This is a genomic window from Streptomyces sp. ADI95-17 (genome assembly GCF_003846175.1).
In the GTDB taxonomy this organism is placed as follows: domain Bacteria; phylum Actinomycetota; class Actinomycetes; order Streptomycetales; family Streptomycetaceae; genus Streptomyces; species Streptomyces sanglieri.
In genome coordinates this window covers 635,770-656,080 of sequence record NZ_ML123049.1, presented here as the reverse complement: position 1 = coordinate 656,080, position 20,311 = coordinate 635,770, and the positions used below count along the sequence as shown (strand labels likewise).

Here is a 20,311-nt window from a genome sequence, read left to right as displayed (position 1 = left end):
GCACCCGTCAGCCGCCGAGCACGACCGTCCGCTGCGCGGAGAAGTCGCCCCACTTCCCGTCGGGCAGCTTGGCGCGGAGCTTCATCGAGTAGCGGGTGCCGCGCGGGTCGGTGACGGTGAGCCGGTAGTGCGCCCGGCCCTTGGGCGGGGTGGCGCCCCAGACGATCGTGGTGGTCAGCCGGCCGCCGATGAAGAGCTGGTACGAGGGGATCTCGCCGCCCGTCTCCGGCTGCTGCCAGTCCAGGTCGATCACGTACTCCTTGCCCTGGACGCGGTTGCCGATCCGCAGGTCGGTGGGGGCGGTACCGGCCGGTGCGCCCGGGGCGGAGGCGGTGGTGAGGTCGACGGCATTGCTGTCCGGGGAGGAGGTGTCGGCGGCGTCGCGGGCGCGGACGGTGAAGGTGTAGACGGTGCCGGGGCGCAGGCCGGTCAGATGCGCCGTGGTCCGGGTGCCGGGCACGCTGTGGATCCGGGAGTCCTCCTGGTAGATGTCGTAGGAGGTGACACCGATGTCGTCCGTGGAGCCGCCCCAGGAGAGGTTCACCGCCCGGCTGCCGTCCACCGTTCCGCGCAGCTTCACCGGGCGGGTCGGCGGTTCGTGGTCGGCGGGGGTGGGGGCGGGCGTGGTGACGCGTGCGGCGGTGCTCGGTGCGGAGAGGTTTCCGGCGGCGTCCCGGGCGCGGACGGTGAAGGTGTACGCGGTCGACGCGGTCAGCCCGTCGACGTCGATCATCACCTTGGCGGCCGGGACCGATTCGACCCGCTTGCCCTCGCGGTAGATCTCGTAACCGGTCACCGCCCTGTCGTCGGAGGCCCGCTCCCACATCACGTGCACGGAGGTGGCGCTGCTGGCCTGCGCCGTCACATGGCCCGGCACCGTCGGCTTGCGGGTGTCGGCCTCCGGGGCGGAGTCACATGCGGTGAGCGCGGCGAGCAGCAGGGCGGCGGAGCAGGCCAACGCGGCGCTTGCGTGGAGGCGTTGCACGGTCGTGCCTTCCGTCCGGAAGCAATGGTCCAGACCTGTATCGCATGGCGCGGGGGTCGCCGACAAGAGGGTGGAGCGGAAGCTTCCGCAATGTGGCGATGTGTGCGGGCGGCCGGTGCGCACGGATCGCCCGTCGGCCGGTTCACGTCGGCCGGTTCACGTCGGCCGGTGTTCGATGTGCCGTACGGTCGGACGATGTTGTGCGTACGAGGTGTTGTGCTGCCCGAGCGCGAGGAGCGCACGTTCTGGATCGACGGCGAGGTGCTCCGCGCGGGCAGTCCGCCCGGCGGGCTCGCCGGCCGGGACGCGGAGACGATCGTCGACGGCGGCTGGCTGCTGCCCGGGCTCGTCGATGTGCACACGCACCCGGGTGCACTGGGGCCGGACTCGCCGTTCGACGAGGAGTTGCTGCGCAGGCAGTTGGGCGAGCACCGGGACGCCGGGGTGCTCGCCGTGCGCACCCCGGGCACCGCGCGGCGGATGCCCGCGTGGGTGGCGAAGGACCCGGAGCTGCCGCATGTGACGTCGGCGGGGCGGTGGCTGGCCACTCCCGGACGGTTCTTCCCCGGTTTCGGACGCGATGTCGGCGAGGACGAGTTGGTGCGGGCCGCCGTGGAGGAGGCGGCGGCCTCGGGCGGCTGGTGCAAGGTCATCGGTGACTGGGCGGCCGACGAACCCGCCGTACCGCTGCCGCTGTTGGCCTCGGTGGTGGAGGCGGTGCACGCGGCCGGCGGCAAGGTGGCGGTGCACTGCCAGACCGCCGAGGGCACCCGCAACGCCGTACTGGCGGGCGCCGACAGCCTGGAGCACGGCATGCATCTCGACCCGGCGCTGCTGGACCGGATGGCCGCGCAGGGCACGGCGTTCGTGCCGACGCTGAGCGTGTTCGGGGCGAAGGAGGAGGCGATGCGGGCGCGGGAGCCGAGCGTGCGCCGGGATCTGTGGCTGGCCGGCTGGGACACCATGCTCGGCAATGTGCGCGCCGCCCACGAGGCGAAGGTGACGGTGCTGGCCGGGACGGACTCCTTCCCGTGCGGGACGGTCGCGGGCGAGATGGAATGGCTGGTACGGGCCGGCCTGCCGGCCCGAGCGGCACTCGGAGCCGCCTCTTGGACCGCACGGGCCTGGCTCGGACTGCCCGGCCTGGTGGACGGCGCGCCCGCCGATGTCGTCGCGTACGCCACCGACCCGACGCTCGACCCCGGCGCACTGAACCACCCGAGCCGGATCGTGCTCCGTGGACGCGTCGTGCGATGAGTTCCGGGAACGGGTGGAGTCAGCACTGTATGGACACGCACACGGAGACAACTCCCACGATCGACCTGGAGCCCGCCGCGCGGCAGATCGCCTCGCTGCTCGACGGCATCGACGGGCAGCAGCTGGACGATCCGACTCCCTGTCCCGACTACGCCGTGCGCGAGCTGCTCGCCCATCTGGTCGGGCTGACCACGGCGTTCCGTGACGCGGCGCGGAAGGACTTCGGCCCGACGACCGACACCGCTCCGGACGCGAGCGCTCCCGTGCTCGGTGACGACTGGCGCGAGGTGCTGCCGCCGCTGCTGGAGGAGCTGGTGACCGCCTGGCGCGAACCTGCCGCCCGGCAGGGGATGACCAGGGCGGGCAGCGTGGATCTGCCGGGTGAGGTGGCCCTGCTGGTCGCTCTGGACGAGCTGGTGATCCACGGCTGGGACCTCGCCCGGTCGACCGGCCAGAAGTACGAGGGGGACGAGGCGAGCCTTCGCGCCTCGCTGGCCATGCTGACGCCCGGCGACGACAACCCCCGGCCGGAGAGCATCTTCGGCCCGCCGGCCCCGGTCCCGGCCGACGCGCCCCTCGTCGACCGTGCCATCGCGATGAGCGGCCGCCGCCCGGACTGGGAACCCGGCGACTGAGCGGTACGCAGGGGGCGGGTGCGCCGGTCGGGGGTGCGCCGGTCGGCGGTTCGCCGGTCGGGTTTCCGGGTGGCGTGGCCGGGCGGGGTCGGTCAGGCTCCGGCCAGGGTTCGTGCCGCCTCGCGTGTCTGTTCCCGCAGCCGTTCGTCGGCCGGGGCGATCCTCGTCTCCACACCCGAGGCCCGCACCCGACGGTCCCGCTCGGCCAGGGCGGTCAGACGGCGGTGATGGTCCGCGGTGAGGGCGGTGGGCCCCAGCGCGACAAGGGCCTCCAGCGCGGTCACCGCGTCGGCGTCCCGCTCCGCGGCGTCCAGGAGCAGCCCGGCCGCGCGGCGGCCGTCGAGGGACTCTGGCGCTATCGCGTGCAGGGCGAGCACGGCCGACGGAATCTGCACCCGGTCGGTGAGCAGGCCCTCCAGCGCGGGGACCAGCGGCCGGGCCGCGCCGCCGATGCGGGCCGCCGCCCGCGCGGCACGGCCGAGCGTCCAGTGCATCCACGTCGGCTCCGCCTCCGCGAGCACACCGGCCAGCACCTGCACCGCAGTCTCCGGGTCGGCGGTGATCCGCCACAGGGCCGCGGCGATCTCGACATCGGCGTCCAGCTGCGGGGAATTGCGGGTGCCCCCGGACTCGCTGAGCGCGGACCGCAGGGCGGGCACCAGGCCGGTCGCCTCCGGGCCCAGCTCCGCGGCGAGGCGCGCGGCCTCCCGCACCGCGGGGCCGCCGGGGGTGAGATGGCCGGCGACGGCCGCCAACAGCGGGCCCGTCTCTCCCGTCAGCTCGCGCACCGCCGCCGCCGCGGCGAGCCGGCCGTCCTCCGGTCCGGTACGTGTCGCGGCGGTCAGGAGCTCCGCGGTCGCCGCCCGGTGCTCCGGCGGGCAGATCGCGGCCAGCGCCTTCGGCACGGCCTTCGGGGATCCGGGCAGCACGGACCTCAGCTCGGGCAGGGCGGCCGATGCCCGGCTCCCCCACGCGCCGAGCAGAAGGACGAGCCGGACGGTCTCGTCGGCGTCGGGGCCGGCCGAACCCAGCCGGGCACGGATCGCGTCGAGCAGTGCCGGGTCGTACGGGAACGAGGAATCGGCTGTACCGTCGATCAGGAACCCGCACGCCGCGCGGAGTGCGCGTGGACGCCGCCCCAGGTCACGGGCCAGTAGCGCCGCGGCCCGGTCGGGGGCCACGGCGACGAGTGCCTCCAGCGCGCGGTCCGCCGGATCGCCCTCGCCCGCGGCGAGCCGGACCAGCGCCGGAGCGGCCACCGCGGCCCGGACGCCCAGCTTCGCGAGCAGCGAGTACGCCGCGGGCGCGTCCGCCGGGTCGGCCATCAGCGCCTCCACGGCACCGGACAGCCGCTCCGGCGCGCTCCGCGACAGCAGGCACGCCGTCTCGGCGGCCCACAGCGCCTCCTCCCGCGCCTCGGGGTCCGCGTTGCGCAGGGCGGCGTCGAGCAGGGTGTACGTGGCGTCGCGGTCGGCGTCGGTGTCGCGCAACAGCAGCGCTTCGACGACGTACTGAAGCGGTTCGTTGCGCTCCAGGTCCATCCGGTCCTCGACCAGGCCGTTCACGGGCAGGAGGGAGAGCATCACCGCGTGGTGCGCGGGTCCCCACGGCAGTCCGCCGTCCACGCAGGCCAGCAGTGCCGCGATCCGTACCTCGCCGGGCTCGTCCGCGCCGAGGGCCGCGGTCGCCGTGCCGGCCGTGCCCGACGCGTCGAGGTGCGCCATTGCGCCCAGGAGTTCGGCCCGTACCAGGGGGTCAGTCTCGGTCTTCCAGCGCCGGTGGAGGACCGGCAGCACCTGCTCGGCCGCGCCGGTCATCGCGGCGGCCCACGCCGCGGCACGCCGGAGTCCCGGATCCCCGGCGTCGACCGCCGTGAGGATCAGCGCCAGCTCACCGACGACGGCCGCCCGGCAGGCGGCTTCGTCGCTGTCACCGCCGTCCGCCCCGCCCTCCGCTATCCCGCCGAGCAGCGCCACCAGGTCCTCCGTGCGGTACCCGGCCCCGGCGAGCCGGGCGAGGTACGGAACGGCGCGGGCCGTGGCCCCGTAGACCGAACCCTGGTGCAGGATGCTGCCGTACAGCTCGGAGACCGCCTCGGACGCGGCCTCCTCGCTGTCCCCGGCGAGCGCGCGCAGATGGCCGGGGACGTCCGCCGCGCTCCCGTAGGCATGCTGGAGATCCGCCCAGGGCTGGGCGTCGACGTCGGCGAGGAACGATGCGAGGTCCATGAAGCGGATCCTGCCACCCGGCACTGACAACAGCCGTCGGCCGGCTCCCGGTTGCCCCGGACACCGCGCCCGCTCCTGTTCCTGCCCCTGCCCCTGCTCCTGCTCCCGACGCCGGTCCGGCCCTTCTTCCCCGGACGCCGTTCCTCAGCTGGTGAAGAACTCCGTGATCTGCTGGGCGACCTGGTCGGGATGGACCTCGTGCACCCGGTGGCCGCCCCCGATCGTGATCAGCCGGCAGTCCGGGATCAGCGAGGCCATGTCCTGCAGCCGCCCCTGGGGCATGGTGGACTCCGGGCCGCCCGCGATCATCAGCGTCGGCGCGACGATCTCGCCGAGGCCGGCCGGCCACCCGGGGTCGGGGTCGGCCACCTCGGCCCTGAGGGGAGCGACGACGGCCCAGTCGTAGTCCACCGGACCCTCCGGTTCGGCGTCCGGCTTCGGCTCGCTCGGGAACGGCGGCGGGGTCTCCACCAGTACCAGCCGCTCCACCCGGTCCGCGTGCTCCTGGGCGAGCAGATGGGCGACGACGCCGCCCATGGAGTGGCCGACCAGGCCCACCCGGTCGAGCTCGCACTCGTCCAGGAAGCCGAGGACGTCGTCCCGCATCAGCTCGAAGGAGTACTCGTCCGGCCAGTCGCTCTCGCCGTGACCGCGCAGGTCCAGGGCGTACACCCGCCACTGTTCGCCGAGCAGGCCGGCGGCCGCCTCCCAGCTCGCGGCGGAGCCGCCGAGGCCGTGCAGCAGGACCACGGGCGAGCCGAAGGGGTCGCCCCAGGTCCGGTACGCGAGCCGTACGTCGCCGACATCCACTACAGACTGATCTTCCATACCCATGACGCTACAGGCGCACGGGCGAAGATCGTTCCGCCGCCTCCGCGGTGGCCCCGGCCGGCCGGTGTGTGGCGGCGTTTTCCGGATTCGGTGTCGCTCAAACCTGTGATCAACAGGCGCGGGAAGCGTCCGCCCGGTGCCTGCGCACGCCGGGGCGTAACCCGTATGACCTGCGCTTTCGCTCCTGTCCGAAGTCCGGCCCGGAGCCGTGACCGGCCGGTGGGCGGCGCCGTTGGGCTGATGGACGGCCCACGCCCACGTGGGCCGGAATACGGAGGAGAGAGCCACATGATGAAGAAGATGATGCTGGCCGCGATGGTGCTGACCGCCGGACTCGGGCTGGCGGTGAGCCCCGCCGCCCAGGCCGCGCAGAGCCCCGCCGCCGTACAGGCCGTGAAGGCGCCGGCCGCGGTCTGCACCGTCAACGACAACGGGGTGAACTTCCGCGGCGGACCGGGCACCGACTACCCGGTTCTGGGTACGGTGAACCGGGGCCAGAACCTCAACTACCGCGGCCAGCAGGGCAACTGGGTCATGGGTGACCTGTGGGGCGGTCCGACGGGCGTCTGGATCCACGTGGCCTACCTCGACTGCTGAGGCCGCCTCGACGCCTCGGTCCACCCGCTGCCGACCTGCACCTCGGCACCCGTTCCGGCCCCGCATCGCGCCTTCCGCGCGGTGCGGGGCCGTCGGTCTTCCAGGAGAACTTCTCAACTCCCCGGCGCCGGAGGGCTGTACGGCCACCCCGCACTCTGATAGGAAAGCTTCCTAACAGACCGTCGGAACGAAGAACTCCCTTTGGAGGACTGGTGCACGCTCCCCCTAAGCGCGCCGCACGTCGCAACACCCGCCCCGTGCGCATCACGGTCATCGCGGTCGGACTGGCCCTCACGGCCATTCCCGTCACCGCCTACGCCGGTGGCCTCTCACACCAGGCGGCCCCCACACCGGCAGCGGCGGCTCCGAAGGCCGCCGCCGCGACCGGGCTGGACGACCCGGCGAAGAAGGAGATCGCCATGCAACTGGTCTCCAGCGCCGAGAACTCCTCCCTCAACTGGAAGTCCCAGTACAAGTACATCGAGGACATCGACGACGACCGCGGCTACACCGCGGGCATCATCGGCTTCTGCTCCGGTACCGGCGACATGCTCGACCTCGTCGAGCTGTACACCGAGCGCAAGCCGGACAACGTCCTCGCCAAGTACCTCCCCGCGCTGCGGAAGGTCAACGGCACCCCCTCGCACAGCGGTCTCGACCCCAACTTCACCAAGGACTGGGTGAAGGCCGCCTCCGACTCCGCGTTCAAGAAGGCCCAGGACGACGAGCGGGACCGGGTCTACTTCAACCCGGCCGTCAAGCAGGGCAAGGCCGACGGCATCGGCACGCTGGGCCAGTTCGCGTACTACGACGCCATCGTCATGCACGGCGACGGCGGCGACAGCACCGGCTTCAGCTCCATCCGCAAGCGGGCCCTCTCGAAGGCGAAGCCGCCGTCCCAGGGCGGCAACGAGGTCACGTACCTCAACGCCTTCCTCGACGCCCGCGTCTGGGCGATGAAGCAGGAGGAGGCCCACGAGGACACCAGCCGGGTGGACACCGCCCAGCGGGTCTTCCTGAAGAAGGGCAACCTGAACCTGGACCCGCCGCTCGACTGGAAGGTGTACGGCGACAGCTTCCACATCGGCTGACGCACTCGCGGAACACGGCTGTGGCGCGTACGGCAGCACCCGCGAGGGTCGCCGTACGCGCCACAGCTCCGGGTCCGGCCCCGTACCGGGCCGGACCGGATCAGTGCGCGGCCACCGGGTCCGGGGCCACCGGGCCCTGCTCCCGCTCCGACTGCTCCGGTTCCGGATCCGGCTTCTTCCCGAGGTGGTTGAAGGCCAGGTTGAGCACGATCGCCACCACGCAACCGGTCGAGATCCCGGAGTCGAGCACCACCAGCAGGTCCTGCGGGAACGAGTGGTAGAACTCCGGCGCGGCGATCGGGATCAGTCCGATGCCCACGGCCGCGGCCACGATCAGCGCGTTCTCGCCCTTCTCCAGCGCGGCGGTCGCCAGGGTCTGGATGCCGCTCGCGGCGACCGAGCCGAAGAGCACGATGCCCGCGCCGCCGAGGACCGGCAGCGGTACGAGCGCGATGACGGACGCCGCGACGGGGACCAGGCCGAGCACGATCAGGATGCCGCCGCCGGCCGCCACCACGAAGCGGCTGCGGACCTTGGTCATCGCGACGAGCCCGATGTTCTGGGCGAAGGCACTGCACATGAAGCCGTTGAAGAGCGGGCTGACGGCGCTGCCCAGGGTGTCGGCGCGCAGGCCGCCCTCGATGGTCCGCTCGTCGGCCGGCCGGCCGACGATCCTGCCGAGCGCGAGCATGTCCGCGGTGGACTCGGTCATGCAGACCAGCATCACGATGCTCATCGAGACGATCGCGGCGATCTCGAACTGCGGCGCCCCGAAGTGGAACGGCGTCGGGAAGCCGATCAGGTCGGCGTCCTTGATGGCGCCGAAGTCGGTGATGCCGACCGGGATCGCGATCAGGGTGCCGACGACCAGTCCGAGCAGGATGGCGATCTGCTGGAGGAAGCCGCGCAGCAGTTTGCGCAGCGCCAGGACGATCACCAGGGTGACGGCGGCCATGGTGATGTTGGTCGTGGAGCCGTAGTCCGCCGCGGTGGCGTTGCCGCCCTGGGACCAGTTGAAGGCGACCGGCAGCAGCGAGACACCGATCAGGGTGATCACGGTGCCGGTGACCACGGGCGGGAAGAAGCGGACCAGTTTGCAGAAGTACGGGGCCAGCAGGAAGCCCAGCAGGCTGGCGACGATGATCGCGCCGAAGATGACGGCGATGCCGTCGTGCCCGCGGTCCTTGCCGATCGCCACCATCGGGGTGACCCCGGCGAACGAGACGCCGTTGACGAACGGCAGCCGGGCGCCTATCCGCCAGAAGCCGAGGGTCTGGAGCAGGGTGGCTATGCCCGCGGTGAACAGGCTCGCCCCCATCAGGAAGGCGGTCTCCTTGGCGGTGAGGCCCACGGCGGGCCCCACGATCATCGGCGGGGCCACCACACCCGCGTACATCGCGGCCACGTGCTGGAGGCCGCTGGTGAACATCTTCAGTGGGGGGAGCGTCTCGTCGACCGGGTGCTTCCGGTCCGGCGGGGCCGGATCGGGGGCGGCGTCGAGATGGGGGTCTCCATCGGATCCTGCGACTGCGTCGTTGCGAAACCTGGGCTTTGCTGCCACGGCGGTTCCTCCGGTCGGGTACACGTCTGCGGTGACGTGGGTGTCAGGGAGGTGGTGCAAGTGGTGCGTTGGAGCAGGTGGGGCAGGTCGTGCAGCTGGTGCGGGCAGCTTTGGTCACCGGTGCGGGGGCGCGTGCGTCACAGGCACGCGCCCCCGCACCGGTTGCCATGGACCCCGCTCGGGTCCACGGCGGCCGGCCGAGGGCCGTCCCCCTCGGCCGGCCGGTATCGGGGGTGCCGCGGAGGGTCAGGCTCCGGCGGCGATCTGCGCGAGGCGGCGGGCCTCGTCGCGGGTGGCCCGGGCGATGGCGTCCTCGTCCGCGGTGATCAGGTGGTTGTCCTCGACGACCGGCCTGCCGTTGACGAGGGAGAGCGTGACGGGGGCCGCCGCGCCGAAGACGAGCGCGGTCACCGGGTCGGCGATGGAGGCGTGGGCGAGGGTGTCGAGTTTCCAGAGCACCAGGTCGGCGAGCTTGCCGGGCTCCAGTGAGCCGATCTGGCCGGCGCGGCCGAGCACCTGGGCGCCGCCGTACGTTCCCAGGCGCAGCGCCTGGCGCGCGTTCAGGGCCTTCTCGCGGTGGGCGCCGAGGCGGTTGATGAGCAGGGCGTTGCGCAGCTCGGTGTGGAGTTCGCCGGACTCGTTGGAGGCGGTGCCGTCGACGCCGAGGCCGACCGGGACGCCGGCCGCGAGCATGTCGGGGACGCGGGCGATGCCCGCGGCGAGCCGGGCGTTGGACGAGGGGCAGTGCGCCACGCCGGTTCCGGTGCGGGCGAAGGCGGCGATGTCGGAGTCGTTCATGTGGACGCAGTGCGCCATCCACACGTCCTCGCCGAGCCAGCCGGTGGACTCGAAGTAGTCGGTCGGCCCCATCCCGAACAGCTCGTGGCAGAACTTCTCCTCCTCCACGGTCTCCGAGCCGTGGGTGTGCATGCGCACTCCCTTGCGGCGGGCCAGTTCGGCGCCCTGGCGCAGCAGTTCGGTGGAGATGGAGAACGGGGAGCAGGGTGCGGCCGCGACCTGGGTCATCGCGTCGAACGAGGCGTCGTGGTGCGCGTCGATGGTCGCCTCGGTGCCGGCCAGCGCGCCTTCGAGGGTCTCCACGGCGAAGTCCGGCGGCAGCCCGCCGTCCTTGACGCTGCGGTCCATGGACCCGCGGGCGAGGGTGAACCGTACGCCCATGTCACGGGCGGCCCCGATGATGGCGCCGGACAGGTCGCCGGACCCCTGCGGGTAGACGTAGTGGTGGTCCATGGCGGTGGTGACACCGCCGCGGGCCATCATGGCGAGCGAGCCCTGGGCGGCGGCGCGGACCATCGGCTCGTCGATGCGCGCCCAGGTGGGGTAGAGGGCGACCAGCCAGTCGAACAGGTTGTGGTCGGTGGCCAGGCCCCTGGTGATCCACTGGTAGAAGTGGTGGTGCGTGTTGATCAGCCCGGGGGTGACCAGGTGTCCGGTGCCGTCGATCCGGCGTACGACGTTCGCCAGGCCCTCGGGTGCCCGGCCGGCGCCGACGGATTCGATGCGGTTGCCCGCGACGACGACATGGCCCGAGGCGTACTCGGTGTCGTCGGCGTCGACGGTCGCGATCGAGCAGTTCTCGATGACGATGCGTTCCACATGCTCAGGGGCTGCCGATGCTGCCATGGCGCTTCCTTCTCTTTCCGGCGGTGTGGGCACGGCAGGACCCTAGGAGGATTTGAGTGCCACGGCCGGGCGGCCGTGGGTGCCGAGATGGTGGAAGAACAGGTTGAGCAGGACCGCGACGAGCGCTCCGGCGCTGATGCCGGAGCCCAGTACGGTCTGCGCCCAGGAAGGGAATCCGGCGTAGAAGCCGGGCGCGGCGAGCGGGATGATGCCCGCGCCGAGCGCCACGGCGACCAGGATGATGTTGGAGCTGTCGTCGAGTCCGGCCTCGGAGAGGGTACGGATGCCGCTCACCGCGATCGAGCCGAACAGTACGATGCCGGCGCCTCCCAGGACGGGCATCGGCACCGTGGAGACCACCGCGCCCAGCACCGGGAAGACGCCCAGGACCAGCAGGGCGCCGCCGGCCGCGGCGACGACGTAGCGGCTGCGGACCTTGGTCAGTGAGACGACCCCGACGTTCTGGGCGAAGGCGGAGGTGGGGAAGCCGCCGAAGACGGGGCCGAGGAGGGTGGCGATGCCGTCGGTGCGCAGGCCCCGGGTGATGGTCCTGCCGTCGGTCTCGCGGTCGCAGATCTCGCCGATGGCGAGCATTCCGGCGCTGGACTCCGTCATCAGGACGAGCGTCACCAGGCAGAGCGAGATGATCGCGGCGGGCTGGAACTCGGGGGTGCCGAACGCGAAGGGTGTGGGCAGTGCGGCGACGGGGGCCGAGCGGAGCGCTCCGAAGTCCGCCATGCCGAACGGGATCGCGGCCAGGGTTCCGGCCAACAGGCCGAGCAGCAGGGCGACTTGCTTGACGAAGCCGCGGCCGAAGCGCTGGATCAGCAGAATGACGAGGAGTGTGAAGGCGGCGAGTGCCAGATACTTCATGTCTCCGAAGTCGGCGGCGGTCTTGTCGCCGCCCTGCGCCCAGGCGACCGGCACGGGCATCAGGGTCACCCCGATGAGGGTGATGACGACGCCCGTGACCAGTGGCGGGAAGAAGCGCAGGAGCCTGCCGAAGAACGGTCCGATGGTGAGACAGAAGACTCCGGCGACCATCACCGCGCCGTAGATGGCGGGGAGTTGGTCCCCCGTGGCGTTGGTCTCGGCGATGGCGAGCATCGGCGCGATGCCGGCCGAGGAGGCGGCGTTGACGAAGGGCAGCCGGTTGCCGACGAGGCCCTTGACCCCGAGGGTCTGCAGGAGGGTGGCCACACCGGCGATGAGCAGACTCGCGGCGATGAGCCGGGTCTGGCCCGCGGTGTCGAGGCGGACGGCCTGGCCGATGATGAGCGGGGGCGTGACCACTCCCGCGTACATGGCGGCGATGTGCTGGAGCGCGGCGGGGACGAGCCGCGAGGGGTGGAGCTTCTGGTCGACCGGGTGGACCTCGGGTCCCTCCGGCCGGGTGGAACACGGGCCTTCTGCCGGCCCTTTTGCAGGCGTTGCCATGGCTGGTTGTTCCCTCCGGTGTGGCGCATCCCCGCCGACTGCGGGCGGCGGGGATGCGCGCCCCGCGTCAGAGGTTGGTCATGTCGACCGGGATGTGCGGCTCGCAGCCGTCGCGCAGGATGGTGGCCTCGATCAGGCCGTAGGGGCGGTCGGCGGCGTAGTACACGGCGCCGTCCTTGGCTTCGTTCTCCAGCCCGAAGGCGGAGAGGTCCTGCCGGAAGTGGTGCTTGTTGGGGGCGGAGAAGCGGATCTCGTCGATCTCGCTGCGGCTGTTGATGACCCGCGAACCCATCTGGTACAGCGTCTGCTGGAGCGAGAGCGAGTACGTCTCCACGAACGCCTGGAGGATGTGCTTCCTGGCCTGTTCGTAGGACTTCTCCCACTGCGGCATGCGCTGTTCGTCACTGGTCCAGTTGTGCCGCCACCACGTCGACAAGGACGTGGCGAGGATGCGGTCGTAGTCCTCCTGGAGCGTCGTGTACTTGTCCTTGATGTAGCCCCAGAACTCGGAGTTCGTGGAGTTCATCACGGTCAGGTCCTTGAGCCCGGACAGGACTTCGAACTTCGCCGCCCCGTCGCCTCCGGCGGAGTACGTGATCTGCGCGAGGCGGGTCTCCTGGCCCTTGCGCACGAAGGAGTGCTTGACCTCGTCGGCGCCGATGAACCTGGAGTTGCCGTCGGAGCCGGCGATGCGCTCCCAGGCGTACTCCTCGATGCGGATGCGCGCGCGGTGGATCGAGGGCTGGCTTTCCACGAAGTGCCGGGCGAGGTGGATGCCGTACTGCTCGGCCGACTCGATGCCGTGTTCCTTGGCGAACGCGAAGCAGGTGTTCTTCGTGGTGTCCGTCGGAAGGCAGTTGGCGTTCGAACCGTTGTAGTGGACGTCGTCCAGTTCGCCGGAGAGGGCGACGGAGACGTTCAGGTCCTTGATGTGGTGGGTGTCGCCGTCCCTGGTGATCTTGACGACGCGGTTCTCTGCTTTGCCGTACTGGTTCTGGCCGAGAATCGTGGGCATGTCTGCTAGCTCCCTCGGTAAACGGAGTAGCCGAACGGGTTGAGCAGCAGCGGTACGTGGTAGTGCTCGCCCGGTACGACGGCGAAGGTGATCGCCACTTCCGGGAAGAAGGCACCGCTGTCCCTTACGCGGGGGGCGTCCTGCTGCGCCTCGGCTTGCTTCTTGGCTGCGAAGTACGCCTCGGTCTCGAAGTCGAGACGTACGTGGGTGGTGCCCTCCGGCAGCGCCGGCAGGTCCTTGCATCGCCCGTCCGCGTCGGTCGCGGATCCGCCGAGTGCCGTCCACGGTGCGTCGCTGCCGCCGCGGGCGGCGAGCGTGACGGCGACGGCCGCGGCGGGGCGGCCGATGCTGGTGTCCAGGATGTGGGTGGACACCGATGCGGTGGTGTCGGTGCTCAAGACCGTCACTCTCCTTCGGTTACGAGGCGGGTCAGCCGGATGCGGTTGATCTTGCCCAGCTCGGTGCGCACAATCCCGCGCTCCTGCTCGGGCGAGTTCCCGATCCGGGACTTCACCGCGTCGCGCATCTGCTCACCGGTGGCTCCGGTGGCGCAGATCAGGAAGACATGTCCGAACCGCTCCTGGTAGGCCAGGTTCAGTTCGAGCATCTCGGCCTTGAGTTCCTCGGTGGCGCCGGCCATTCCGCGCTGTTCGCGGGAGGAGGTCGGGTCTCCGGGCTTCGGGCGGCCGATCGGCGGGTGACCTGCCATCGCGTCGGCCAGATCCTCGGTGGTCAGTGCGGCCGTGGCGGCGTCACTGGCACTCAGGAGGGCTTCGGCGGTGGCGTACGGGCGTCGGGAGAGGATCTCTCTGCCCCATGCCGCGCTGGCGCACACCTCGTGCAAGGCGGTGGTGGCCTCGTCGTCCGCCAGGGTGTTGAACCGGGCGAGGCCCGGCGTGGAGCTCGAAGTCACGGGAGCCTCCGTGGCTGTTTTCGCTGTGCGTTCTTCGCTTCGCGTCGGTCGGGCTGCGGATAGCTAACGCCCTCCACAACACCACGTCAACACTTTGTTGAAATTACGCGAATGTAAAAAGCCGTCGCCCGGCACTCCGGACGACGGCCCCTCGCGGCCTTGCACGGCCTTCGCTCACCTACCGCCTCAACTACTCGCCTTTGGCGGCATTTTCCCTGTTCAGGTAGTTGTAGACGGTGAAGCGGCTGACCCCCAGCGCGCCCGCCACCGTCTCCACGCCGTGCCGTACGGAGAAGGCACCACGTGCCTCCAGGGTCCGCACCACCGACTGCTTGGTGCGGCGGTCCAGCTCGGCGAGCGGCATGCCGTGCCGGCGTTCCATGGCGGCCAGGATGTGATCGAGCGACTCCGAGAGCTGAGGCAGCCGGACGGCTATGACGTCCTCGCCCTCCCAGGCCAGTACGACGTCGTCGGGCTGGGCCTGCTCGGGTCCGAGCAGCTCGGCGCCCATGGCGTCGACGAGCGGTTTGACCGCGGTGACGAGCGGGTGGTCGGCCGGTTCGGTCACTGGGAGTCCTCCCCGACCACATTCACCTGGAGGGACACCCGGGTGGCACCCGATGCCAGGGCGCGGCGCAGCAGCGAGTCCACCGCGGTGAGTACTTCGTCCGCGCCGCCCTCCGCCGTGTTGCCGAAGGGGCCGACGTCCACGGCGTCCAGGTCGGCCGACTGGATGATCTCGCGGGCCACGACCGCGTGGGCGGGCGCCTCGTCGAGATCGAAGGGCTCGGTGGTGAACTCCACTCTCAAGCGCACTGTGCCTCCCTCATGCGTTCGCCGCGTCGCTGTGAAGCCCGCGGCTCGCGCCCGACCCTAACGGACCTGCGCCGGGGCCGTGGGGAGATCGATCCGCGCTCGGTTACCGGCCGGGCGCACGCCCGCGTACGGCAGTACGCAGACGGCGACCGGGGCGGCGAACGCCGCACCCGTGCGGGTCAGACCGCCGTCGCGGGAGCCGACCCGGAAGACCGTCACCGTGCCGGACCTCTGGTTGGCCGCGAAGAGCAGTTTCCCGTCGGGCGAGAAGGCGATCTGCCGGGGGAAGTCGCCGCCGACGGGCACGGTGCCGAGCAGCCGGAGCGCGGCCCCGTCGTCCTCGACGGCGTAGCGCGTGAGGCTGTTGTGCCCCCGGTTGGCGAGGTAGGCGAACCGGCCGTCGCCGGTGACCAGGAACTGCGCGGGGTAGCTGGTGCCCGGGCCGGTCCCGGTGGGCTGCGGGGCGCCCGGGGAGAGGGTGCCGGTGGCCGGGTCGTAACCGCAGACGACCGCGGTGTTGTCGACCTCGCAGGCCAGGTAGGCGTGGCGGCCGCCGGGGTGGAACGTGAGGTGCCGGGGTCCGGCGCCGGGGCGCAGCGCCGCGCGGGAGACCTGGTCCAGGGTGCCGCGCCGTTCGTCCAGCCGGTACGTGTACACGGCGTCGTTGCCGAGGTCGACGGCGAGGACGTGGCCGCCGTCGGGGGTGGTGATGATCTGGTGGGCGTGCGGCCCGTCCTGGCCGGGGCCGGGCGGCGGGCTGTCGTGGGCGACCAGGTCGGTACGCTCCCCCAGCGATCCGTCACCCCCGATCGGGTGCACCGCGACGCTGCCCGAGGTGTAGTTCGCGCTGAGCAGCCACTTCCCCGTGGGGTGGACGGACAGATGGGTGGGTCCGGCGCCGCCCGTGGCGCGCGTGCCCAGCACCCGGAATCCGCCGTCCGGCGACAGGGCCACGGCGGTCACACCGCCCTGCTCCTGTTCGTCGACCGCGTAGACGGTGCCGCCCGAGGGGTGCAGGGCCAGGTACGAGGGGTCGGCGACGCCCCCGATCACCGGTCCCGCGGTGATCTCCCCGGTGGCGGCGTCGTAGCCGGCCGTCCCGATTCCGGTGCCGCCGCCCTCGGCGGAGGTGTAGGTGCCGATCAGCAGGCGCGGGATGGTGCGCGGGCGCGGGCCGACCCCGGCGGCGGGATCCGGCGCGGGAAGCGGGGCGCGGGGCGGCGCGGGAGCCGCCGACAGGGCCGCACCCGCGAGGAGCGCTCCGAGGACGGCGCGCCGGCTGGTGGCGTGGTTCATGCGAGGCACCTCGTGTGGGGGTCGGCTGCATCGGTCACACCGGCAACCCTGGCGCGCCCCGGACCGCGTCGGCAACCGGCGCAATTGGGGGCCACCTTGCGCAACCCGCACGAAGCACCTGACGAAAGACCTCGGCCCGAATTCCGGGCACCCCCTTGACAGTCTCCGCAGCTCCGGGGCAATCTTCCGTTAAGTAGAAACTAACTTCCGCAATACGGAAGGAGCGCCGAACCCTCATGGGCCACCCGGACCAGCGCTTCGATGTGAACCTCTCGATCCTCTTCACGGAACTCCCGCTCCTAGAGCGTCCCGCGGCCGCCGCCGCGGCCGGCTTCACGGCGGTCGAGCTGTGGTGGCCCTGGATCGAGACCCCCACCCCTCCGCAGGCCGAGCTCGACGCCCTCAAGAAGGCGCTCGACGACGCGGGCACACAGCTGGTGGGGCTGAACTTCTACGCCGGACAGCTGCCCGGCCCCGACCGCGGCGCGCTCTCCGTGCCCGGCACGGAGTCGGACCGCTTCCGCGCCAATATCGACGTGGCGGCCGGCTTCGCCGCCTCGGTCGGCTGCAAGGCGCTCAACGCGCTGTACGGCAACCGCGTCGACGGCGTCGACCCGGCGGTGCAGGACGAACTCGCCCTGGAGAACCTGGTGGCCGCCGCCCGTGCGGCCGACCGGATCGGGGCGGTACTGCTGATCGAGACCCTCAACGGGCCGGAGTCGCCGCGCTATCCCCTGGTGAGCGCACCGGCCGGGATCGAGATCGTCGACAGGGTCAACGCGGCGACCGGCCTCGGGAACGCGAAGTTCCTGCTGGACCTGTACCACCTGTCGATGAACGGCGAGGACCTGAGCCAGGTCATCACGGCGTACGCCGCGAAGACCGGCCACGTCCAGATCGCCGACAACCCGGGGCGCGGCGCGCCCGGCACCGGCGCGCTCCCGCTGGAGCGGCTCCTGGACGAGCTGACGAAGGCCGGTTACGACGGCTGGGTCGGCCTGGAGTACAAGCCGGGCGACCGGCCGAGCGCCGAGGCCTTCGAGTGGCTCCCGGCCACCGCGCGGGCCGCCCGCTGAGGGCGGCGGACTCCCCCTCGTACACACGCTTATCGGAAGGCACCCTCATGAGCAACAACCTCCCCAAGGTTGCGTGGATCGGGCTCGGCATCATGGGCTCCCCCATGTCCGAGAACCTGATCAAGGCCGGGTACGACGTCACCGGTCACACCCTGGAGCAGGCGAAGATCGACCGGCTGGTCGCGGCCGGCGGCACCGGCGCGGCTTCGGTCGCCGAGGCGGTCCGGGACGCCGATGTCGTCATCACGATGGTGCCCGCCTCCCCGCAGGTCGAGGCCATCGCCTACGGCCCCGACGGCATCCTGGAGAACGCGAGGTCCGGCGCGCTGCTGATCGACATGTCGTCGATCACCCCGCAGACCTCCGTGGACCTCGCGAAGAACGCGAGGGACAAGGGCATCCGGGTGATCGACGCCCCGGTCTCCGGCGGCGAGGCCGGTGCCGTCGAGGCGGTGCTGTCGATCATGGTCGGCGGCGAGCAGGCCGACTTCGACGCGGCCCAGCCCATCCTCCGGGCGCTCGGCAAGACCATCGTGCTGTGCGGTCCGCACGGCTCCGGCCAGACGGTGAAGGCCGCCAACCAGCTGATCGTCGCGGTCAACATCCAGGCCTGTGCCGAGGCCGTCGTCTTCCTGGAGAAGTCCGGCGTCGACCTCGCCGCCGCGCTGGACGTGCTGGGCGGCGGACTGGCCGGCTCGACCGTCCTGACCCGCAAGAAGGACAGCTTCCTGAAGCGGGACTTCGCACCGGGCTTCCGGATCGACCTGCACCACAAGGACATGGGCATCGTCACGGACGCCGCCCGCAATGTCGGTGCCGCGCTGCCCGTCGGCGCCGTGGTCGCGCAGCTCGTCGCCTCGCTGCGCGCACAGGGCGACGGCGGCCTGGACCACTCGGCACTGCTGCGCTCGGTCGAGCGCCTGTCGGGTCAGCCCGTCCAGGCCTGACCGGCCCGTCACCCCAGAGACTTCCGGACGGCGTCGGCGCTGACACCTGTCCTGTCGCGCCCAGGCGTCGGCGCCGTCCGGAACACCAGCCACCAAATTCAACAAACTGTTGACGTCGGGTTCGGGGCGTACTTACGCTCCTGGAGCCCCGAGCCGTCGCAGTTCAGCAGCTCCCGTACGGAAGGTCGCCCCGACACCATGACGCAGCGTGTGCTTACGACCGAGTCAGGCGCCCCGGTCGCCGACAACCAGAACTCCGCCACCGCCGGTGTCGGTGGCCCGATCCTCCTCCAGGACCAGCACCTGCTGGAGAAGCTGGCCCGCTTCAACCGGGAGCGCATCCCGGAGCGCGTGGTCCACGCCCGCGGCTCCGGCGCGTACGGCTACTTCGAGGTGACCGACGACGTCACCGGCTTCACCCGCGCCGACTTCCTCTCCGCCGTCGGCAGGCGCACCGAGACGTTCATCCGCTTCTCCACCGTCGCCGACTCGCTGGGCGGCGCGGACGCGGTGCGCGACCCGCGCGGCTTCGCCCTCAAGTTCTATACGGACGAGGGCAATTACGACCTGGTCGGCAACAACACCCCGGTGTTCTTCATCAAGGACCCGGTCAAGTTCCCCGACTTCATCCACTCGCAGAAGCGCGACCCGTTCACGGGACGTCAGGAGCCGGACAACGTCTGGGACTTCTGGGCGCACGCTCCCGAGGCCACGCACCAGGTCACCTGGCTGATGGGCGACCGCGGCATCCCCGCCTCGTACCGTCACATGAACGGCTACGGCTCGCACACCTACCAGTGGACGAACGCCGAGGGCGAGGCCTTCTTCGTCAAGTACCACTTCAAGACCAACCAGGGCGTGCGCTCGCTCTCCGCCGAGCAGGCCGCGGAGCTCGTCGGCAAGGACGCCAACTCCCACCAGACGGACCTGCTCCAGGCCATCGAGCGCGGGATGAACCCGTCCTGGACGCTGTACGTGCAGGTCATGCCGGCCGCCGAGGCCGCGGACTACCGCTTCAACCCGTTCGACCTGACCAAGGTGTGGCCGCACAGCGACTATCCGCTCCAGCGGGTGGGCCGGCTGGTGCTGGACCGCAACCCGGACAATGTCTTCGCCGAGGTCGAGCAGGCCGCGTTCTCGCCGAACAACTTCGTGCCCGGCATCGGCCCGTCGCCGGACAAGATGCTCCAGGGCCGGCTGTTCGCCTACGCGGACGCGCACCGCTACCGGCTGGGCGTCAACCACACCCAGCTCCCGGTGAACGCGCCGCGCACCGCCGTCGTCGACAACTACGGCCGTGACGGGCTGCACGCCACCCGCAACGGCGCCCGCCACGACAAGAACTACGAGCCCAACTCGTACGCGGGACCGGCCCAGACCGACGCGGCGCTCTCCGCCCCGCTCGCGATACACGGCTGGACCGGCACCCACGCGGCGCCCGCCCACACCAAGGACGACGACTTCTTCCAGGCGGGTGAGCTGTACCGGCTCATGTCCGAGGCCGAGAAGGGCCGTCTGGTCGCGAACATCGCCGGGGGCCTTTCCCAGGTGACCCGCGACGACGTGATCGAGAAGAACCTCGCCCACTTCCACGCCGCCGACGCCGACTACGGCAAGCGCGTGGAGGAGGCGGTCCGCGCCCTGCGCGAGGACTGAGCCTCCCACCGAGCCCTGCTCGCGCCGCGCACCCGGATGAGGGGTGTCACGCGGCGCGGGCAGGACGAGGCCGCGGCGGTCGTGCGATGCCAGTGCGGTGGTGAGGGCCGGGATGACTCCTCGTTCTCTGACCTGAAGAGGACGAACCCTCCCGGCCCGATCGCCGCCGCCGCGGCCCCTGTTGTGTTGTGTTTCCCGTGCCAGGGCGCGGAGTACGGATACGGTCCCGTACTCCGCGCCCTTCTTCGTGCGGGCGCGCAGGCGGTGTGCCGGCCCCCTGCTCCGCTCCCGCCCCGGGCCCGGCCCCCGCGTCCCCCGCACGCCCC

At 71.5% G+C, this 20,311-nt stretch carries 19 protein-coding genes; 7 read left to right on the top strand and 12 right to left on the bottom strand.

Features of this window, described 5'->3' with window-relative positions; genetic code table 11:
* Positions 1-7: 7 nt before the first annotated feature.
* Entirely contained in the window at positions 8-985 is a 978-nt protein-coding gene (locus tag EES42_RS29680) for a fibronectin type III domain-containing protein (RefSeq protein WP_124721349.1), read from the bottom strand.
* Positions 986-1,180: 195 nt separating this feature from the next.
* Here EES42_RS29680 and EES42_RS29675 point away from each other — a divergent pair, with 195 nt between their 5' ends.
* Both EES42_RS29675 and EES42_RS29670 read left to right on the top strand, forming a co-directional pair.
* On the top strand, positions 1,181-2,242 hold the full coding sequence (locus EES42_RS29675) for an amidohydrolase family protein (protein WP_124721348.1): 1,062 nt from the start codon (positions 1,181-1,183) through the stop codon (positions 2,240-2,242).
* Between the two features lie 29 nt (positions 2,243-2,271).
* The gene (locus tag EES42_RS29670) at positions 2,272-2,877 is read left to right on the top strand and encodes a TIGR03086 family metal-binding protein (RefSeq protein ID WP_124721347.1); all 606 of its coding nucleotides are present in this window, start codon (positions 2,272-2,274) and stop codon (positions 2,875-2,877) included.
* 92 nt (positions 2,878-2,969) lie between these two features.
* Here EES42_RS29670 and EES42_RS29665 read toward each other — a convergent pair whose 3' ends face one another.
* Positions 2,970-5,105 carry a hypothetical protein gene (locus tag EES42_RS29665; protein WP_124721346.1) on the bottom strand — a complete coding sequence of 712 codons (2,136 nt, stop codon included), beginning with the start codon at positions 5,103-5,105 and terminating at the stop codon, positions 2,970-2,972.
* A gap of 144 nt (positions 5,106-5,249) precedes the next feature.
* Positions 5,250-5,933 (bottom strand): alpha/beta fold hydrolase, encoded by a 684-nt coding sequence (locus tag EES42_RS29660; RefSeq protein WP_124721345.1) that lies wholly within the window; start codon positions 5,931-5,933, stop codon positions 5,250-5,252.
* 291 nt (positions 5,934-6,224) lie between these two features.
* Between EES42_RS29660 and EES42_RS29655 the strand changes: the two genes are divergently transcribed.
* Entirely contained in the window at positions 6,225-6,533 is a 309-nt protein-coding gene (locus EES42_RS29655; RefSeq protein ID WP_124721344.1) for an SH3 domain-containing protein, read from the top strand.
* A gap of 212 nt (positions 6,534-6,745) precedes the next feature.
* On the top strand, positions 6,746-7,624 hold the full coding sequence (locus EES42_RS29650) for a chitosanase (protein WP_124721343.1): 879 nt from the start codon (positions 6,746-6,748) through the stop codon (positions 7,622-7,624).
* A 100-nt stretch (positions 7,625-7,724) separates the two neighbouring features.
* On the opposite strand, the gene EES42_RS29645 is transcribed toward EES42_RS29650, so the two are convergent.
* The 9 genes from EES42_RS29645 to EES42_RS29605 all read right to left on the bottom strand — a co-directional run bounded on the left by EES42_RS29645 (position 7,725) and on the right by EES42_RS29605 (position 16,306).
* Complete coding sequence (locus EES42_RS29645; RefSeq protein ID WP_124721342.1) at positions 7,725-9,185, bottom strand: nucleobase:cation symporter-2 family protein; 1,461 nt, start codon at positions 9,183-9,185, stop codon at positions 7,725-7,727.
* Between the two features lie 246 nt (positions 9,186-9,431).
* Complete coding sequence (locus EES42_RS29640) at positions 9,432-10,829, bottom strand: 8-oxoguanine deaminase (protein WP_124721341.1); 1,398 nt, start codon at positions 10,827-10,829, stop codon at positions 9,432-9,434.
* 42 nt (positions 10,830-10,871) lie between these two features.
* Entirely contained in the window at positions 10,872-12,266 is a 1,395-nt protein-coding gene (locus tag EES42_RS29635) for a nucleobase:cation symporter-2 family protein (RefSeq protein WP_124721340.1), read from the bottom strand.
* Positions 12,267-12,333: 67 nt separating this feature from the next.
* Positions 12,334-13,281 carry a factor-independent urate hydroxylase gene (gene pucL, locus EES42_RS29630; RefSeq protein WP_124721339.1) on the bottom strand — a complete coding sequence of 316 codons (948 nt, stop codon included), beginning with the start codon at positions 13,279-13,281 and terminating at the stop codon, positions 12,334-12,336.
* A gap of 5 nt (positions 13,282-13,286) precedes the next feature.
* Positions 13,287-13,679: a hydroxyisourate hydrolase gene (gene uraH / locus EES42_RS29625; RefSeq protein ID WP_124721338.1), complete on the bottom strand. Its 393-nt coding sequence runs from the start codon at positions 13,677-13,679 to the stop codon at positions 13,287-13,289.
* A gap of 5 nt (positions 13,680-13,684) precedes the next feature.
* Positions 13,685-14,194 (bottom strand): 2-oxo-4-hydroxy-4-carboxy-5-ureidoimidazoline decarboxylase, encoded by a 510-nt coding sequence (gene uraD, locus EES42_RS29620; protein ID WP_124721337.1) that lies wholly within the window; start codon positions 14,192-14,194, stop codon positions 13,685-13,687.
* Between the two features lie 190 nt (positions 14,195-14,384).
* Complete coding sequence (locus EES42_RS29615; RefSeq protein ID WP_124721336.1) at positions 14,385-14,762, bottom strand: helix-turn-helix domain-containing protein; 378 nt, start codon at positions 14,760-14,762, stop codon at positions 14,385-14,387.
* Entirely contained in the window at positions 14,759-15,010 is a 252-nt protein-coding gene (locus EES42_RS29610) for a YkoF family thiamine-binding protein (protein ID WP_124721335.1), read from the bottom strand. Before EES42_RS29610 ends, EES42_RS29615 begins: the two co-directional genes overlap by 4 nt.
* Positions 15,011-15,067: 57 nt before the next feature.
* Positions 15,068-16,306 (bottom strand): lactonase family protein, encoded by a 1,239-nt coding sequence (locus EES42_RS29605; protein ID WP_124721334.1) that lies wholly within the window; start codon positions 16,304-16,306, stop codon positions 15,068-15,070.
* Between the two features lie 236 nt (positions 16,307-16,542).
* Between EES42_RS29605 and EES42_RS29600 the strand changes: the two genes are divergently transcribed.
* The 3 genes from EES42_RS29600 to EES42_RS29590 all read left to right on the top strand — a co-directional run bounded on the left by EES42_RS29600 (position 16,543) and on the right by EES42_RS29590 (position 19,985).
* Positions 16,543-17,382, top strand: coding sequence for a TIM barrel protein (locus tag EES42_RS29600; RefSeq protein ID WP_124721333.1), 840 nt, complete (start codon positions 16,543-16,545; stop codon positions 17,380-17,382).
* A 47-nt stretch (positions 17,383-17,429) separates the two neighbouring features.
* Positions 17,430-18,329: a 2-hydroxy-3-oxopropionate reductase gene (locus tag EES42_RS29595; RefSeq protein ID WP_124721332.1), complete on the top strand. Its 900-nt coding sequence runs from the start codon at positions 17,430-17,432 to the stop codon at positions 18,327-18,329.
* A gap of 198 nt (positions 18,330-18,527) precedes the next feature.
* Positions 18,528-19,985, top strand: coding sequence for a catalase (locus EES42_RS29590; RefSeq protein ID WP_124721331.1), 1,458 nt, complete (start codon positions 18,528-18,530; stop codon positions 19,983-19,985).
* Positions 19,986-20,311 lie beyond the last annotated feature (326 nt).

Coding starts and splice junctions, on each gene's coding strand:
- EES42_RS29675 (WP_124721348.1), top strand. CDS start 1,181: ATGTTGTGCGTACGAGGTGTTGTGCTGCCCGAGCGCGAGGAGCGCACG.
- EES42_RS29670 (WP_124721347.1), top strand. CDS start 2,272: ATGGACACGCACACGGAGACAACTCCCACGATCGACCTGGAGCCCGCC.
- EES42_RS29665 (WP_124721346.1), bottom strand. CDS start 5,105: ATGGACCTCGCATCGTTCCTCGCCGACGTCGACGCCCAGCCCTGGGCG.
- EES42_RS29660 (WP_124721345.1), bottom strand. CDS start 5,933: ATGGAAGATCAGTCTGTAGTGGATGTCGGCGACGTACGGCTCGCGTAC.
- EES42_RS29655 (WP_124721344.1), top strand. CDS start 6,225: ATGATGAAGAAGATGATGCTGGCCGCGATGGTGCTGACCGCCGGACTC.
- EES42_RS29640 (WP_124721341.1), bottom strand. CDS start 10,829: ATGGCAGCATCGGCAGCCCCTGAGCATGTGGAACGCATCGTCATCGAG.
- EES42_RS29635 (WP_124721340.1), bottom strand. CDS start 12,266: ATGGCAACGCCTGCAAAAGGGCCGGCAGAAGGCCCGTGTTCCACCCGG.
- pucL (WP_124721339.1), bottom strand. CDS start 13,281: ATGCCCACGATTCTCGGCCAGAACCAGTACGGCAAAGCAGAGAACCGC.
- EES42_RS29605 (WP_124721334.1), bottom strand. CDS start 16,306: ATGAACCACGCCACCAGCCGGCGCGCCGTCCTCGGAGCGCTCCTCGCG.
- EES42_RS29600 (WP_124721333.1), top strand. CDS start 16,543: ATGGGCCACCCGGACCAGCGCTTCGATGTGAACCTCTCGATCCTCTTC.
- EES42_RS29595 (WP_124721332.1), top strand. CDS start 17,430: ATGAGCAACAACCTCCCCAAGGTTGCGTGGATCGGGCTCGGCATCATG.
- EES42_RS29590 (WP_124721331.1), top strand. CDS start 18,528: ATGACGCAGCGTGTGCTTACGACCGAGTCAGGCGCCCCGGTCGCCGAC.